General features: G+C 64.6%; 13 protein-coding genes and 2 riboswitches. Of the genes, 8 read left to right on the top strand and 5 right to left on the bottom strand.

Going from position 1 to position 15,592, the window contains the following annotated elements:
* Positions 1-130: 130 nt before the first annotated feature.
* The 5 genes from KFF05_04470 (at position 131) to gcvP (ending at position 7,514) form a co-directional block, all read left to right on the top strand.
* The gene (locus KFF05_04470) at positions 131-1,906 is read left to right on the top strand and encodes a peptidoglycan-binding protein (GenBank protein UTW52626.1); all 1,776 of its coding nucleotides are present in this window, start codon (positions 131-133) and stop codon (positions 1,904-1,906) included.
* A 184-nt stretch (positions 1,907-2,090) separates the two neighbouring features.
* Positions 2,091-2,678: a hypothetical protein gene (locus tag KFF05_04465; GenBank protein UTW52625.1), complete on the top strand. Its 588-nt coding sequence runs from the start codon at positions 2,091-2,093 to the stop codon at positions 2,676-2,678.
* Between the two features lie 101 nt (positions 2,679-2,779).
* Positions 2,780-2,872, top strand: a riboswitch (glycine riboswitch).
* A gap of 3 nt (positions 2,873-2,875) precedes the next feature.
* Positions 2,876-2,981: riboswitch (glycine riboswitch) on the top strand.
* A 98-nt stretch (positions 2,982-3,079) separates the two neighbouring features.
* Positions 3,080-4,189, top strand: coding sequence for a glycine cleavage system aminomethyltransferase GcvT (gcvT, locus tag KFF05_04460; protein UTW52624.1), 1,110 nt, complete (start codon positions 3,080-3,082; stop codon positions 4,187-4,189).
* Positions 4,190-4,242: 53 nt separating this feature from the next.
* Positions 4,243-4,617 (top strand): glycine cleavage system protein GcvH, encoded by a 375-nt coding sequence (gene gcvH, locus KFF05_04455; GenBank protein ID UTW52623.1) that lies wholly within the window; start codon positions 4,243-4,245, stop codon positions 4,615-4,617.
* Between the two features lie 29 nt (positions 4,618-4,646).
* Complete coding sequence (gene gcvP / locus KFF05_04450) at positions 4,647-7,514, top strand: aminomethyl-transferring glycine dehydrogenase (protein ID UTW52622.1); 2,868 nt, start codon at positions 4,647-4,649, stop codon at positions 7,512-7,514.
* Between the two features lie 6 nt (positions 7,515-7,520).
* Here gcvP and KFF05_04445 read toward each other — a convergent pair whose 3' ends face one another.
* Complete coding sequence (locus tag KFF05_04445; protein UTW53583.1) at positions 7,521-8,675, bottom strand: methyl-accepting chemotaxis protein; 1,155 nt, start codon at positions 8,673-8,675, stop codon at positions 7,521-7,523.
* 100 nt (positions 8,676-8,775) lie between these two features.
* Positions 8,776-9,300 (bottom strand): PAS domain-containing protein, encoded by a 525-nt coding sequence (locus tag KFF05_04440; GenBank protein ID UTW52621.1) that lies wholly within the window; start codon positions 9,298-9,300, stop codon positions 8,776-8,778.
* Positions 9,301-9,435: 135 nt separating this feature from the next.
* Here KFF05_04440 and KFF05_04435 point away from each other — a divergent pair, with 135 nt between their 5' ends.
* The gene (locus tag KFF05_04435) at positions 9,436-10,329 is read left to right on the top strand and encodes a PhzF family phenazine biosynthesis protein (protein UTW53582.1); all 894 of its coding nucleotides are present in this window, start codon (positions 9,436-9,438) and stop codon (positions 10,327-10,329) included.
* Here the strand turns inward: KFF05_04435 and KFF05_04430 are convergent.
* Positions 10,326-11,123 (bottom strand): DUF1194 domain-containing protein, encoded by a 798-nt coding sequence (locus KFF05_04430; protein ID UTW53581.1) that lies wholly within the window; start codon positions 11,121-11,123, stop codon positions 10,326-10,328. The two genes, KFF05_04435 and KFF05_04430, sit on opposite strands and share 4 nt — an antisense overlap.
* A gap of 24 nt (positions 11,124-11,147) precedes the next feature.
* Entirely contained in the window at positions 11,148-11,960 is an 813-nt protein-coding gene (locus KFF05_04425) for a DUF1194 domain-containing protein (GenBank protein ID UTW53580.1), read from the bottom strand.
* A 197-nt stretch (positions 11,961-12,157) separates the two neighbouring features.
* On the opposite strand from KFF05_04425, the gene KFF05_04420 reads away from it, so the two are divergent.
* Together KFF05_04420 and KFF05_04415 are read left to right on the top strand one after the other, a co-directional pair.
* A complete protein-coding gene (locus KFF05_04420; GenBank protein ID UTW52620.1) occupies positions 12,158-12,889 on the top strand; it encodes a haloacid dehalogenase type II in 732 nt (243 codons plus the stop codon).
* A 39-nt stretch (positions 12,890-12,928) separates the two neighbouring features.
* Positions 12,929-13,249, top strand: a complete 321-nt coding sequence (locus tag KFF05_04415; protein ID UTW53579.1) for a hypothetical protein — start codon at positions 12,929-12,931, stop codon at positions 13,247-13,249.
* Between the two features lie 21 nt (positions 13,250-13,270).
* Here the strand turns inward: KFF05_04415 and KFF05_04410 are convergent, their stop codons facing one another.
* Positions 13,271-15,391, bottom strand: a complete 2,121-nt coding sequence (locus KFF05_04410) for a ricin-type beta-trefoil lectin domain protein (GenBank protein ID UTW52619.1) — start codon at positions 15,389-15,391, stop codon at positions 13,271-13,273.
* Positions 15,392-15,592: the final 201 nt, after the last annotated feature.

Raw genomic sequence — 15,592 nt, 5'->3', positions numbered from 1 at the left:
TCTTTGGACTTCGGGCCACGAACGCCGACGCGTTCGGTCTGTTGGGTGCGGGCCCATAAAACAGCAATTCCCGAAGAGGCGCCAGCAACCCGCTGGCATCGCGCCAACCGCAACGGTTAAACGGATCGCCATGTATCGAACACGGCCAATCATTGGAGCGGCGATTCTGGCAGGCCTGACCCTGGCCGCCACTTCCTTGCCTGCGCAGGCCGCCCGCGAGGCCCCCGACCGGCCCAGCCTGGGCGGCGAGACGGAAGCCCCGGACATCGCCGCCGTGCGCCAGGTGCAGACGGCGCTGGCCAGCCTGGGCCTCTATGCCGGTTTCATCGACGGCAAGTTGAACCAGAATCTGACGTCGGCCATCCGCCTGTACCAACAGCAGGCCGGCCTGAAGGTTACCGGCCGCATCACCGATGCGCTGCGCGACCATCTCGATCGCAGCCTGCGCGTCAGCCGCCTGCTGCGGGACCTGGACGACACCCGGCGCAAAGCCATGGACGATGCCCGCAAGGCGCTGATGGCCCATCCGGCGACCCGCGATCTGGTCGAAGACGGTGCCGTCCCGTCCGCCGATGCGGCCCGCGACCCGACCCCCTGCTTCGACAAACCGACCGTACGTTGTTTGTTGGCCGAAGCCTTCGAAAGTGCGAAGGCCGTGACCAAGCGCGACCTACGCGATTGGGCGCTCGGCGAAATTCTTGCGGCCCAAGCCCGCGCCGGGCTGATGACGCAGGCCATGGAAACCACCCGGCGCATCCAGGACCCGCGCCTGATCATGGTTGCGCTTCGCGACATCGCCCAGGCCCAAGCCCGCGCCGGTCGCGGGGAAGAGGCCCTGGCCGCCGCCGAGATCATCCCCGAATCGCGAACCCAGATCGAGGCCCTGGCGGTGATCGCTGATACCCAGGCCCGGCACGGATATTTCAAGGCCGCCCAGGACACGGCAGGGCTGCTCTACAGCATGGCCCGCCACCTCAAGGCGCCGTCCGATCAGGTGACCTTCGCCACCCGTGCCGCGGTGACGCTCTACCGGGCTGGCGACCAGGAAACCGCCAACGCAGCCCTGTATTTGGCGCGGGTCACCGTCACCGACAAAGTGCCACCCCCCCAACAGGTCGCGGCCTGGCGTCAGGTCGCGGGGGCGCTCGCCGATCTGGACCGGTTGGACGATGCCCTTGTCGTGGCCGATGTGGTCAACCAGCGTTCCGACAAGGAGACGGTGATGATCGCCGCCGCGCAATCGGCGATCCGCGCGGCGCGGCTGGACAAGGCCATCGACCTGGCACACGACATTGACGCCGAACGCTACCGGGTGCTGGTCCTGGGCGAAATCGCGGTGGCCATGGCGCGGACGGGCGACCGCCCCGGCGCCAACGCCGTCATCGACGAAGCCTTCGCCGATGCCGAGGCGATTGGCCTGCCGTTCGCCCGGTCCTACGCCGTCAGCCGCCTGGTCCTGGCCCTTAGTGACATGGCGCGGATCAAGGATCAGCCGTCCGACGTTCTGGCCGAACGCTTCGTCCGCGCCCGTGACGCCGCTGAGGGCATTAACGATCCGCGCCTACGCGGCCAGGTTCTGTTCGAGATTTCCGCCCAACAGCGGCGGGCCGGCATGGCGGTTGAAGACGCCCAGGCCAGCGAATCCCGCGCCATCGCCGCCGCCGACGCCATTCCCAGCGTCATCAGCCGCGTCTGGATCCACGGCGACGTCGCCACCCTGCACGCGCGAGCCGGCGAGAGCGATCTGGCCTGGGGCGCCTTCCACCGCGCCATGGCCGAGGCCCGCAAAATCGACAATTCCTGGGCCCGCGCCCGCACCATGGCCAAGATGGCGCAAACGCTGATCGATCTGGTGACCCCGAAAACGGCGGCGACCGCCGATGAAATGTCCAAGGACTCGCCCTGATACCGGCAACCCACACGGTCCGGGCGGGTGGGCTTGCCGCCCGGACGCCGGTCCATTAGATTCCCCCGCACCCCGGCGACCCGCCGGGCGCGGACAGCCAAAGACGGAGCCCCCGATGCCCGAGCTTCATTGCGCCCCTACCCATTTCCGCGCCGTCCGCGGCATAAGCGGCAGGCCTTAGCCCGTGATGTTCCCCCGCGCCTCCATCGGTGCCGTCACGGCCCTGTTGAGCATCTTCGCCCTGGGCGGCTGCAGCAGCCTGACCGACACCGTAATGAACACCGTTGCCGGCAAAGTTCAGCTCGCCTGCCCGCCCCAGAACATCGTGGCGGACGCGTCGCGCCGCCTGACCTACCAGCCGGGCCCGGGCCGCGACCTGATCGACATCGACAACGAGATCATCGTCAACAGAGTCTCCCTGGTCTGCGATTCGAGCGTTGACCGCAGCACCCACGCGGGCACCATGAAAGTTGCCGTCACCACCCACATGGAGGCGGTGCGCGGACCCGCTAACAAGGACCGCAAGACCGACATCGAATTCTTCGTCTCCGTCACCGACCGCGCCAACAAGGTGCTGTATCGCGAGGCCTTCACCATCAATCTGGCCTTCGCCGAAAACGAAAGCCGGCGCGAGGTCGCAAGTGCACCCGTGCCCCTGATTCTGCCGATCCAGGCTGGCCAGACGGGCAAGAACTACCGGATTTTGGTCGGTCTGGTGATCACCCGTGAACAATTGGAAATGAACCGCCGGGACCGCCGCCCGCGACTGTAGGCGCCAATTTTCATTCCATCCCCATGCCCGCTTCCGTCGGATGTTCCGCGGTCGCGGTTGACCTTGGCCCATCCGTCGATAGAATGGGGGCACAACCTCAGTTGATCGCTGTGGGAGAGTCCGGTCCACGTATGGCCGGCGCCGAAGGAGCAACCGCCCCGGAAACTCTCAGGCACCCGGACCGCAGCAGGATGAGGCTCTGGAAAGTGGGCAGGCTGGCCGATTGATATGGCCGTGCCCCACCGAAGATGTAAGTCGGCGGCAGCGATTTCGCCGATCAATCTTTCAGGTTCCGAGACAGAGGGGGCGTTCAGACGGTGGTTTTGCCGTAGGAACGCCATTGAACCCTGCCGTCTCGTCTTTTCGGGCGGCGCCTTAGGACCAAGCCCGGGGAGGCTCCGTTGGCCGACGATACGAAAACTCTGAAGACCACGCCGCTGGATGCGCTTCACCGTGAATACGGTGCCAAGATGGTGCCCTTCGCCGGCTATTCCATGCCTGTCCAGTACAAGGCCGGCGTATTGCAGGAACATCTGCATACGCGCTCCCAGGCAGGCCTGTTCGACGTCTCCCACATGGGTCAGGCGCGCCTGCTCGGATCAAAGGCGGCGGAAGCCATGGAAACCCTGGTGCCGGGCGATATCGCCGGGCTGGGTGCCGGCAATATGCGCTACACCCTTTTGACCAACGACGCCGGCGGCATCCTCGACGACCTGATGGTCACCCATTGTGGTGATTCGCTCTATATCGTGGTCAACGCCGCCTGCAAGGATGCTGATTTCGCCCATATGCGGGCCAAGCTGACGGACGCCAAGCTCGAAATCATCGAGGACCACGCGCTGCTCGCCCTGCAGGGGCCCAAGGCGGCCGAAGTCCTGGCCCGCTATGTGCCGGCCGTGCGCCACATGGTGTTCCTGACCGGCGCATCGTTCCGCATCAACGACGTGCCCTGCTTCATCACCCGGTCGGGCTACACCGGCGAGGACGGATACGAAATATCAATCCCCAACAAGGATGCCGACGCTTTCGCCCGCCTGCTGCTGTCGGAACATGAAGTCATGCCGATCGGCCTGGGCGCGCGGGATTCGCTGCGGCTGGAGGCTGGTCTTTGCCTGTACGGCAACGACATCGACACGACCACCACGCCCATCGAAGCTGCCCTCAACTGGACAATCGGCAAGCGCCGGCGGGCCGAAGGCGGGTTCCCCGGGGCCGACGTGATCCTAGGCCAGATCAAGGACGGCACGGCGCGCAAGCGTGTCGGCCTGGTGCCCGAAGGCCGGGCCCCGGCCCGCGCCGGCACGGAAATTCAAGACCTGGACGGCGCCGCCGCCGGAACCGTGACCTCGGGCGGGTTCGGCCCCACCGTCGACGGCCCCATCGCCATGGGCTACCTGCGCACGGAACTGGCGGTGCCCGGTACCCGGGTCAACCTGATGGTGCGCGGCAAAGCGCAACCGGCAGAGGTCGTCAAACCGCCCTTCGTCAAACAGAACTACGTCAAGGACTGACCCCCGAACACCACAGCAATCAACAACCGAACACTCTAGGCAGGGAGACCGGCATGACCGTGAAGTACACCAAGGACCACGAATGGATCCGTCTGGACGGCGACGTCGCCACCATCGGCATCACCAATTACGCCCAGGAACAGTTGGGCGACGTCGTGTTCGTCGAAGTGCCCGAGGCGGGTGCCCGTTTCGACGCCGGGGCCGAGGCCGCCGTGGTCGAATCCGTCAAGGCGGCGAGTGAGGTTTACGCCCCCCTGACCGGCGAGATCGTCGAAGGCAACCAGGCCCTGGCCGACGACCCGTCCCTGGTCAATTCCGATCCCGAAGGGGCCGGCTGGTTCTTCAAGATGAAGCCCGACGACCTGTCGCAGATGGACGGCATGCTGGACGACGTGGCCTACCGCACTTTGCTGGTCGACCTGGACTGATCCCCGAACCGAGGTAAGGAACCGCACTCATGGCCGCATCGCAATCGGGCGACAGCTTCGCCGACCGTCACATCGGGCCCCGCCCGGGCGAGGTCGACGACATGCTCAAGACCCTGGGGCTCGCCACCCTGGACGACCTGACCGTAAAAACGGTGCCGCCGTCGATCCTGAAGCCGGGCGGCTATGAGGCCCCCCCCATGTCCGAGGCCCAGGCGTTGGCCCGCCTGCGCGCCATGGCCGATCGCAACGTGATCGCCAAGACCATGATCGGCATGGGCTATTCCGGCTGCATCACACCGCCGGTGATCCTGCGCAACGTGCTGGAAAACCCGGGCTGGTACACGGCCTATACCCCCTATCAGGCGGAAATCAGCCAGGGCCGCATGGAAGCCCTGATGAACTATCAGCAGACGATCATCGACCTGACGGGAATGGAACTGGCCAACGCGTCGTTGTTGGACGAAGGCACGGCGGCGGCCGAAGCCATGACCCTGATGCGGCGTGTCGGCAAGGCCAAGGGTGAGACCCTGTTCGTCGACGCCGCCTGCCATCCGCAGACCATCGCGGTGATCGAAACGCGGGCCGCTCCCCTCGGTATTCCGGTCAAAGTCGGCGATCCCTTTGCGGATCTGGCGGGCCTGGGCGACGATATTTACGGCCTGGTCCTGCAATACCCTGCGACGGACGGCGCCGTCCGCGACTTCCGAACCCTGACGGAACAGGCCCATGACGCGGGCGCGCTGGTCACCGTGGCGGCGGATCTTTTGTCGCTCGTCCTGCTGATGCCGCCGGGGGAATGGGGGGCCGACATCGTCGTCGGCTCGGCCCAGCGGTTCGGCGTGCCCATGGGCTTCGGCGGCCCTCACGCGGCCTTCATGGCGGCCAAGGATGCTTTCAAGCGCACCCTGCCCGGGCGCTTGATCGGCGTGTCCATCGACAGCCGGGGCAAGCCCGCTTACCGCATGGCGCTGCAAACCCGCGAACAGCACATCCGCCGCGAAAAAGCGACATCCAACATCTGCACGGCGCAGGTTCTTTTGGCCAATATCGCGGGCATGTACGCGGTCTATCACGGGCCCGAGGGCCTGACCCGCATCGCCAGACGCGTCCATCAATTGACGGCGGCCCTGGCGGCCGGACTGAAGGCGGGCGGCGTGACGCTCGCCAACGATACCTTCTTCGACACCCTGACCGCCGACCTGGGCGACAAGGGCAAGGCGGACATGGTGATCGCCGCGGCCCGGGCCAAGACCATCAACCTGCGCGACTTCGGTGACGGTCGGGTCGGCATGGCGTTGGACGAGACGACGGATGAGGCAGACGTTCTGGCCGTGCTCGCCGCCTTCGGCGTCACGGACGCCAAGCTCGACCTGGACGCCCCCGGCGGCATTCCCAAGGACCTCGCCCGCACGACGGGCTTCCTCGACCATCCCGTGTTCCACGGCCATCGGTCGGAAACCGCCATGATGCGCTATCTGCGCAAACTGGAAGGCAAGGACCTGGCGCTGAACCGGGCGATGATCCCGCTCGGTTCCTGCACCATGAAGCTGAACGCCGCCGCCGAGATGATTCCCATCACCTGGCCCGAGTTCGGCCAGATTCACCCCTTCGCGCCCGCCGATCAGGTTCAGGGCTACAAGGAAATGATCGACGACCTGGAACGCATGCTGTGCGAGATCACGGGCTTCGACGCAGTGTCCCTGCAGCCCAACGCGGGCAGCCAGGGCGAATACGCGGGCCTGCTCGTCATCCGGGCTTATCATCTGGCCCGCGGCGACAGCGCGCGCGACGTCTGCCTGATCCCGTCGAGCGCCCACGGCACCAATCCGGCCTCCGCCGTCATGGCGGGCATGAAGGTGGTCGTCGTCGCCTGCGACGATCACGGCAACGTCGACGTCGCCGACCTCAAGGCCAAGGCCGAGACGCACAAGGACGCGCTGGCGGCGCTGATGGTCACCTATCCCTCGACCCACGGGGTGTTCGAGGAAGCGATCGAGGAAATCTGCGACATCATTCATGCCAACGGCGGTCAGGTCTACATGGACGGCGCCAATCTGCAGGCCATGGTCGGCCTGTGCCGCCCGGGGACCTTCGGCCCCGACGTGGCGCATATGAACCTGCACAAGACCTTCTGCATCCCCCACGGCGGGGGCGGGCCGGGCGTCGGCCCCATCGGCATCAAGAAACACCTGGCGCCGTACCTTCCGGGAAGTCCCGTGGTGCCCGCCGCCGGGGGTGCCAAAACCGTGGGCGCCGTGTCGGCGGCGCCCTGGGGGTCGGCGTCGATCCTGCCGATTTCCTGGGCCTATATCGCCATGATGGGTGGCGAAGGACTGATGCGGGCGACCCAGGTCGCGATCCTCAACGCGAACTACGTGGCCAAGCGCTTGGCCGGGTATTACAACTGTCTCTACACCGGCAAGCTGGGCTTCGTCGCTCATGAGTGCATCATCGACACCCGACCGCTGAAGGACGAGCACGGCATCACCGTGGACGACATCGCCAAACGGCTGATCGATTACGGCTTTCACGCGCCGACCATGTCCTGGCCCGTCGCCGGGACGTTGATGGTGGAGCCGACGGAATCGGAACCCAAGGAGGAACTGGACCGCTTCGTCGAAGCCATGATCGCCATCGCCGAGGAAGCGAAAAAGGTCGGTGCCGGTGACTGGCCCGCCGACGACAACCCCCTGGTCAACGCCCCCCATACGGTGGATACGGTGACGGCCGGCGCCTGGGCCCATGCCTACAGCCGCGAACAGGCGGCCTTCCCGGTGCCGGGGCTTTATCACGGTAAGTACTGGTCGCCCGTGGGCCGTGTCGACAACGTTTACGGCGACCGCCACGTAGTCTGCACCTGCCCGCCGCTGGAGGCCTACGCGGACGCCGCCGACTGACCGCTGTTAAAGAACCGCGCGCAAGCGATCCAGGAAGCCCCGAACTTCGCTTTCCAGGACGGTCGACTGCCGCGCCAGTTCGCCCGATGCGGCCAGCACCTGCTGGGCGGCGGAACCGGTTTCCTGCGCTCCTTCGGTCACCAATGAAACGTTACGGGTGACTTCCGCCGTGCCGGCGGCGGCCTGTTCTACATTGACCGCGATATCGCGCGTCGCCGCATCCTGTTCCTCGACGGCGGCGGAAATATTGGCGGCAGCCTCTTCCATCCGGTCGATGGTCGCGCTGATCTCCGCGATCGACGTCACCGTCTCCGCGGTCACCGTTTGGATGTTCTCGACCTGAACCGCAATGTCATCGGTGGCCTTGGCCGTCTGATTGGCCAGGTTCTTGACCTCGGACGCGACCACGGCGAACCCCTTACCGGCCTCGCCGGCGCGGGCGGCCTCGATGGTCGCATTAAGCGCCAGAAGATTGGTCTGGTCCGCGATATCGGCGATCAGCTTCAACACCTCCCCGATGCGTTCCGACCCTTGAGACAGGTTTTCGATGCGGGTGTCGGCCTCGCGGGCATGGGCCACGGCCGATTGGGAAATCGACGTGGAATGCGTGACCTGGCGGCCGATTTCAGAGATCGAGCTCGATAGTTCTTCCGCCGCCGAGGCAACGGTCTGCGCATTGGCGGTCGCCTGGTCGGCGGCGCTGGCGGCGGTCGCCGCCTGCTCGCTGGTCGCCGAAGCCGTGGCGCTCATAGCGCCGGCGGAGGATTCGAGTTCTGTCGCGGCGGCGGACACAGCCTCGGTCACGCCGCCCATGCGGGTTTCGAAATCGCTGGTCACCTCGCGGAAGGCATTGATGCGGTCCTGCATCGACTGCGTGGCCGTGTTGATGGCCCGGGACGCCGTGCGGAAGGCACCCACCATGCCGCGTTCCTGAATGCGCCGGAAGTATTTGTTCTGGCTGACATATTCCAGGCTGGCGGTGGATTCACGCACATAGGCGTCGGTGCGGTCGATCAAACGGTTGATGGCATGGCAAAGTTCGGCGATCTCGCCGTCACGGTCGTTAATCCCGATGATGCGGGCTTCGAAATCACCGTCGGCGACGGCGTTGCAGACCCTCAAAGCCTCGGCGATTTTCGACTTCTTGTGGTTGGTGAACATAAACACGGACTGACGTTCCTTCGGCTTGGTATGCCGGGCCAAAGGCACGGGCGTGCGCGGTACTGCGTCGCGCGGTTGTGCAAAAAGAGATTGGGAAAACTTAAATCGTGGCGATGAATTCGTCGTAGGCGACGCCTTTGCCCTGCAGCAGGGCGGTGATGTCATCGAAGGCGGCGTTCATACCGTCCTTGCGGTTCTCGAAGGCGTCTTCCCTTTTCTTCAAGTCCCGGTACAGCGGGATGATCACGCGCTCCAACGCCTGGCGGTCGGGCACGCGGCGGTTCGAGTGGTAGCCGACGATGGCCTTATTCGCGTCGAACGACGGCGTGACATGGGCCAACACCCAATAGTGGTCACCGTTCTTGCAGCGGTTCTTCACGTAGGCGAAGATTTCCGCCCCTGATGAAATCGTATCCCAAAGCAGTTTGTAGACGCAGCGCGGCATGTCGGGATGACGGATAAGGTTGTGCGGCTGGCCAAGCACCTCGGCCTCGGTATAGCCGGCGATTTTCAGGAACACATCGTTGGCATAGGTGATGTGCCCCTTAAGGTCCGTCTTCGACACGATGATCTCGTCGTCTCCGAAGAAGGCCTCCTTGCCGGTTACATATGATGTTTTTGTCATTTGGCTCCTCTTGGTAATGGCTCTAGCCTATACAAATACGGGGGTTTTTCCCTGTACCCATACAATGTGTTTCTTGACCGGATGTTGACCTTGGTCAATTTTCAAGTCGCCCGTCAGTTGTATGCAGGCCCCGTGATGAAACGCCGCTTCGCCACCGTCGATGTGTTCACCGACCGCGCCTTCGGTGGCAATCCGCTGGCCGTGGTGCTGGACGCCGAGGGCCTTTCCGACGACACGATGCAGGCCGTCGCCCGCGAATTCAACCTGTCGGAAACCACCTTCGTGCTGCCGCCCGCGGATCCGGCCAACACGGCCCGCGTGCGTATTTTCACCCCGGGCCGTGAACTGCCCTTCGCCGGGCACCCCAACGTCGGCACAGCCTTCGTGCTGGCCCGCGAGGGCCGCCTGTTCGGCAAGCCCCTGAGATCAATCCTGCGGTTCGAGGAAGCGGCCGGTCTGGTCCTTGTCGACATCCGAACGGGACCGGACGGACCGGTGGGGGCACGCTTGACGGCGCCCCAGGGGTTTTCCCACACGGATGAATTCTCACCCGCGGATTTCGCCGCCTGCGTGAACCTGGACCCCGCCGATATCGATACCTCGGCCCATCCGCCGCTGCTTGGGTCCGCCGGCATGACTTTTCCCATCGCCCGGCTGAACGGAGTCGACGCTCTGGGCCGGGCCCGGGGCAACGCCGACGTCATGGCCCGGCATCCCGCCATGGGCGGCCATATCTTTGTCTACGTTCCCGCCCCCAATGCCCCCGGGACCTTCCATGCGCGCATGTTCGCACCAGGCCTGGGCATTGCCGAAGATCCTGCCACAGGTGCGGCGGCGGCGGCCTTGACGGGTTTGCTCGGCACGCTGACGACGGGCGACGGCAGTTATGATTACCGGATCATCCAGGGGGTCGAGATGGGCCGCCCGTCGCTGATCGAAACCGCGGCCGATGTCGCCGGCGGCACGGTCACGGCGATCCGCGTCGGCGGTGCCTGCGCGGCGGTGATGCGCGGCGAGATCGAAGTCTAAGTATCGTCCATTTCCAGAAGCAGTTGTTCGCCTGCGTCGCAGGGCGGGCGCGCGTCGAGGCGTGCCGGGTGGTACAGGCCCCGCGTCGTCTTCGGCCCGCCCAGGTCCGCGATCTCGCGAATCAATTTGCGCTTGATGGCACGGCCGAAGTCGGCAAAACCGTCGGCGACGACGATGAAGGCACCCGGCCCGCCGATCACGCAGTCCTCGAAATACCAATCCAGATTAGGCAACTGCGGCATGCCGAAGGGGCTGGGCCGGCCGTTGACGATGGGTAGGCCGTTGATGGTCACGCCCTGGCGCACCGCGCGGTCGCGGGCCGGCAGAACCGCCTCGCCATGGTTGTTGGCGCCGTCGCCGGAAATGTCGATGACCCGGCGCTTGGATCGATAGGGGCTGGCGCTAAGGCGCTCCATGCCGAAATCAATGGCCCCTGATATGGAGGTCCAAAGTGCCGAGGCGAAGGGCAGATTGGACAACTCAGCGGCAAAGTTATGTGCCGCCTTGGCGCTGTCGATGATGCGCCAGTCAATGCCCATGCGTTGATGGCTGACGCCCGCCCACTCAATGTAGGTGACGGCGATGCGCTTGTGTTCGCCGCTGGTGACGGCGCGGATCACGGCCTCGTTGCGGAATGCCTGCACGAAGCCCTCACGCTGCAGTTCGGCTTCGTCTTTTTCGATGCTGCCGGAAACATCCACGGCCAGCACCAGTTCCAGGTCGACGTCAAGGGCGCGGGCCGCGCCGGGCATCCCTGCCACGAGCGCCGCCAAGACCATCGGAAACAGACGCATAATCCACATGGCCGTTATCCTACCTCAATGCGCCTTCGAGGGCCCGCCCTTGTATCGGTCCTTCTGGATGTCATTCAGTTCCTGCAATTCGCGGAGCGTGCGTTTCTCTCCGGTCAGGCAGTCAACCTTCGGCCGCAGCGCTGCCCGCACGCGCCGGGGGGCGGGCTGCCAGCCCGACAGTTCCAGAAACAGCTTGCGCCGGATGGCGCGGGCGAAGTCGGAAAACCCGCGGGCGACCACCAGGAACGCCCCCGGCCCGCCGATCACGCAATCCCGGTAATAACCGTCCAGGTCTTCCGGGGGCGCCATGCCGTTGGGGCCGGTGCGCCCGTTGATGATGGGCAGACCGTTGATGGTCACACCGGCGGCGATGGCGCGGTCGCGGGCCCCCATGATGGGATCGCCGTTGTTGTTTTCGCCGTCGCCGGAAATGTCGATGACCCGGCGCGCGCCCCGGTAAGGGCTGTTCTCCAGATACTTCATGCTCTGGTCGATGACGTTTGAGATCGAGGTCCACTGCCCGCGGAACGGCGACCCGTCGGATATGGTTTCGGCGAAGTCGCGGGCGTCGCTTTCATTGGCGATCACGGTCCAGTCGGCGACAATGTGGTGGCGGTCCAGTCCCGACCATTCCACATACATCACGGCGACCCGGCCCAAGGGGCCCGAACGGATGGCACGCATGATATGCGGGTTGGTGATGGCCGTGGCGAAACCTTCGCGCTGCAAACGCGCTTCGTCATCATCGATGCTGCCCGAAACGTCCACGGCCAGCACCAGTTCAAGGTCGACGTCCTTGGCCTCTTTGGCCTCGCCCGGCGCCGCCATCGTCAGCATTGCCGCCACGCACGCCGCCCATCCACGTGTGCCCATGAACATATGAAACACCGCCGTAGGAACGGCGTAAAGCGATTCCCGCAGGCAACAGCCCGCACATCTGCGTGACCGCACCACCCGACAGCGACGCTGGCATCCCGTCCCAGAACCCGCTATGTGAATTGCCGGGGTGGGCATACCAAGACGGAGGTCGCAGCATGGCGGACCAGAAAGATTTCAACAACGTGAAGGCCGTCGTGTTCGACACCTTCGGGACGATCACCGATTGGCGCGGGTCGGTCACCCGCATGGGCGAAGCCCTGGCCAAGAAAAAGGGCATCGAGGGCGTCGACTGGGAAGCCTTCGCCCGGGCCTGGCGGGCCGGCTATCGGCCGGGCTTGCATCGGGTGATTTCAGGTCAGCGTGCCTGGACGCCGTTGGACGTCATCCACCGCGAACGCCTGGACGAGATCCTGGTCGAATTCGGCATCGCCGACCGTTTCACGGAGGACGAAAAGGCCGATCTCAACATGTTCTGGCACCGCCTGTCGCCCTGGCCCGACAGCATCCCCGGTCTGCTGCGCCTGAAAACCAAGTTCCTGATCGCGCCGCTGTCCAACGGGTCATTGATGCTGCTGGCCAACATGGCCAAACATGCGGGCCTGCCCTGGGACTTCATCTATTCGTCGGACATGCACATGGCCTACAAGCGCGACCCCGAGGTCTATCGCAACGCCGTGCGCCTGCTGGGCGTCAAACCGGAAGAAGTGATGATGGGGGCCGCCCATAACGACGACCTGGAGGCGGCGCGCAAGGAAGGCCTGCGCACGGCCTATATCAACCGGCCAACGGAATACGGCGTCGATCAGGTCAAGGACTTCGAAGCGACCAGCGACTATGACGTGATCGTCGACAGCGTCGAAGATCTGGCCATCGCCCTGGGCTGCTGACGAGGAAACCCAAGCGTGGCCGATGATGACCTGCCCGAATTGGACGACGTCGACCTGAAACGCCTGGTCGGGTACGACGACACGGCAGAGTACGAGCTCGACCTCTGCGGGCTCGACCTTGCCCATGCCACGGAATCCGTGAAACGTATGATCGAACGGTCGCGGTTCCGCGCGGCACGTTCGGTCATCGTGCGGTTGGACCCGGCCGGGCCGGACACGGGGGAAACCCTGTTCCAGCCCATCGGCCGTCTATTGCTCGATCTCCGACGCAAGGGTCTGCTGGCCAAGCTCAGCCCCCTGCCCCATTTCGCGGGCAGCGGCTATTATCTGGTGACTCAGGGGAAGAAGCCGGATGCCTGAACGGGCATCCGGCTCCCGCCACTAGGGCAGTTTCTTCCATTTCTGTGCGGCCGAGCGATTGCATTCCCAGGTCTGCAACCCGTTGCCCGGCACTAGGCGACCGCCGGGCACGTCGGCGCATTGCCCGGCCAGGCCCGAGACAAGCTCGTCCCGCGACGAAAACTGCCATTTTTGGTTGGCCTTGCCATGGCAGTTCCACAGGATGATCTGGGCGCCCGCCCGGGTGCTTTCTCCTGCGATGTCCATACATTTTCCACCGGGCGCCTGCAGCACATCACCATTTTGGTTCCACATCACGGCGGCCCGGTCCGCGCATCCTACAAGCTTCAACGATTTACCGTCTGACGACCCCAGACACAGGCTCGGCTTCGCATTCAACGCCAACTTGAACGTTCCATGCTGGATGGTCACGCTGCTGCTGCCCGGCTTTGGGATCGTTACCTGGTTGGTCGTGATATTGATCTGCCCGGGACCCGACACTTGGCTCGGTCCGGCACTGCCCTTCACCGCCGCGAAGAACGCCGGAGACGGCTTGGACGGTGCCGAGGTGATAATGCCCCAATGGTGCATGACCTGTTCGAAGCCGTCTTTCTGCTGGATGAATTCTTCCAGACGCACCTGCTGGGCCGCCAGACGCAGGTTGTCGGCGATGGTGATGCGCATCTTTTCGCTTTCGGCGATTTCCTCGATCCCCATCTGAAGGGTGATCATGGTCGCGGTCAGGATCGCCATCGGCCCCGCCGCCGCCGCCGCAATGTTGGCGGCACTGCTGCCGGCCGTGGTGACCCCTTTCTTGATCACCACTTTTGCCACCTTCTCGCCCGTATACAGGACTTGCTTGATCAGCTTGCCGCCATGCGGCGCAAACACCTTGAAGGTGGGGATATGCCGCGTTGCATTGCTCATGGCGACGATGCCGATCCCCAGATTGGCGAGCGGCGCGGCGGCACCGCGTACGGTTTTAGAGATCATCGTATGGAAATCCGACGGTGAGCCGATACGCGCGGCAACGGAACTCATGCCGCCACGTTTGGCGTTGGCCGCCAGGGTCAGTTGCCGCATGTGAATCCAGTTCTCGTACATCTGCCGCGCCTGATCGGCCAGGAAGATGCGGTTTTCGCGGATGCCCGTCTCGATCTCCTGGATCAGGTCGCGTTCGGCCGATGACCGCTTCGCCGCCGGTTTTTCCAACGCATTGACCGCCTTCATCAGGATCGCCGTGGACAGAAACCCGCTTTGCGCCGGATCCTTGGCCATGGTCTCCCAGGCCTCCTTGACCCAGACATCCGGGTTCTTGCTCAAATCCTTGGCGCCTTGGGCGATCATCAGGTTCAGCTGATCACGATCTCGGATGATCTCGATGGCAAGCGCCTCCGCCCCTTTCAGACGGAACAGGCCGGGCAGGTTGCGATTGGGCACGTCCCATTGAAGGCTCAGGTTCTCGCAGGCTTCACGGGTCTTCACGCCCATCACCGTGCGTACGTAGTTCGTTGGGCAGCGCCAGCAGGTGCCGCCGTCGATCAGATCGAAATGGTCGCCGGCCTCGCAGGTCAGCGCGGCGGTGCGCTTGGCGGGCTGCAGGTCGACCTCGCGCAGGCAGGCGTTGTGCTGATCGACCGCCGCCGCCGTGCGGATGAAGCCCCGCGGGCAGGACCAACATTCGCCGCCCTTACGCGGATCATACCATCCGTTCTTGCAGGCCTTGCCGCGGAAGGTTGCCGCCTTGGCATCCTTCAACACGGCGCCGCAGGCGTCCCAGGCATCAACCGCCGCCAGGGTGCGGCCGTAACCCGACGGACAGGACCAGCATTCGCCACCGTTGCGCGGATCGACGAAGGCGCCAGGCGGGCAGGACGCACGGCTTTCGTACTTGGCCCGCGCGGTCTGGTCGGGCACGTCCTTGGAACAGGCATCCCATTCGGTCACGCTGTTGGCCGTGCGCTGATATCCCGGCGGGCATTGGAAGCACGCCCAGGTGCCGATATCGAAGAACGAGCCCCGGGGGCAATCACGGCGGGCCTTGCTGATAAATTTCGCCGGTTGGCGATCGCAGGCGGGCTGGATCTGGTTGCCGACGGCGCCACCGCAGATGGGCCGGCCCGGCAGGGTCTCCGCCGACACCTCGACGGCAGTCAAAGACACCCATGCCGCAAGCAGTATGCCCATGAATGCCAAGGCAAATCCGCGCCCGGAATGACGCGCGCACGTTCCAAAAGAAACCATGATTGACACCTTTTGTAAGACTTTCTTGTGCAAGACCTGAACCGTGAGCGCCTGTCCATCCGCATGGACGGCGCACCATGAGCACAATGTTTTATTTTTATGGGGATATGACCGCCCCCC

This window comes from bacterium SCSIO 12827 (assembly GCA_024397995.1).
GTDB lineage: Bacteria > Pseudomonadota > Alphaproteobacteria > Rhodospirillales > Casp-alpha2 > UBA1479.
Note: the sequence above shows the minus strand (reverse complement) of the source record. Positions and strands in the feature narration are given on the sequence as shown.

Coding starts and splice junctions, on each gene's coding strand:
- KFF05_04470 (UTW52626.1), top strand. CDS start 131: ATGTATCGAACACGGCCAATCATTGGAGCGGCGATTCTGGCAGGCCTG.
- gcvH (UTW52623.1), top strand. CDS start 4,243: ATGACCGTGAAGTACACCAAGGACCACGAATGGATCCGTCTGGACGGC.
- gcvP (UTW52622.1), top strand. CDS start 4,647: ATGGCCGCATCGCAATCGGGCGACAGCTTCGCCGACCGTCACATCGGG.
- KFF05_04445 (UTW53583.1), bottom strand. CDS start 8,675: ATGTTCACCAACCACAAGAAGTCGAAAATCGCCGAGGCTTTGAGGGTC.
- KFF05_04440 (UTW52621.1), bottom strand. CDS start 9,300: ATGACAAAAACATCATATGTAACCGGCAAGGAGGCCTTCTTCGGAGAC.
- KFF05_04435 (UTW53582.1), top strand. CDS start 9,436: ATGAAACGCCGCTTCGCCACCGTCGATGTGTTCACCGACCGCGCCTTC.
- KFF05_04430 (UTW53581.1), bottom strand. CDS start 11,123: ATGCGTCTGTTTCCGATGGTCTTGGCGGCGCTCGTGGCAGGGATGCCC.
- KFF05_04425 (UTW53580.1), bottom strand. CDS start 11,960: ATGCTGACGATGGCGGCGCCGGGCGAGGCCAAAGAGGCCAAGGACGTC.
- KFF05_04420 (UTW52620.1), top strand. CDS start 12,158: ATGGCGGACCAGAAAGATTTCAACAACGTGAAGGCCGTCGTGTTCGAC.